The sequence below is a fragment of the Streptomyces sp. DH12 genome (assembly GCF_020873895.1).
In the GTDB taxonomy this organism is placed as follows: Bacteria; Actinomycetota; Actinomycetes; order Streptomycetales; family Streptomycetaceae; genus Streptomyces.
This window is the reverse complement of the sequence record NZ_JAHWGT010001657.1, coordinates 1-390: the sequence shown is the minus strand read 5'-3', so window position 1 is coordinate 390 and position 390 is coordinate 1. Positions and strand designations below refer to the sequence as shown.

At 69.0% G+C, this 390-nt stretch carries 1 protein-coding gene; it reads left to right on the top strand.

All coding sequences use genetic code 11. From position 1 onward, the window contains the following. Nucleotides 1–390, top strand: a 390-nt coding sequence (locus LPA54_RS41590; protein WP_228985544.1) for an adenosylhomocysteinase, incomplete at both ends; no start/stop codon positions are given.

Sequence of the window (390 nt, the reverse complement as noted above, 5' to 3'; positions counted from 1 at the left end):
GCCTCCAGCAGGGCGCGTACGGCGGCGACGCCTCGCTCCTGGTACACAAGGGCGTCACCTACCGCAAGACCGGCGAGCTGCCCGAGGCCACGGGCGTGGAACTCGCCGCGGAACGCGCCCTGCTGGAGGCGAGCACCCTCGACTGGACCGCCCTCGCCTCCGAGATCCGCGGGGTGTCGGAGGAGACCACGACGGGTGTGCACCGTCTGTACGAGATGCAGCGTGAGGGCACGCTGCTGTTCCCGGCGATCAACGTGAACGACGCCGTGACGAAGTCGAAGTTCGACAACAAGTACGGCTGCCGCCACTCCCTGGTCGACGGCATCAACCGCGCCACGGACACGCTGATCGGCGGCAAGACCGCCGTCGTGTGCGGGTACGGGGATGTGG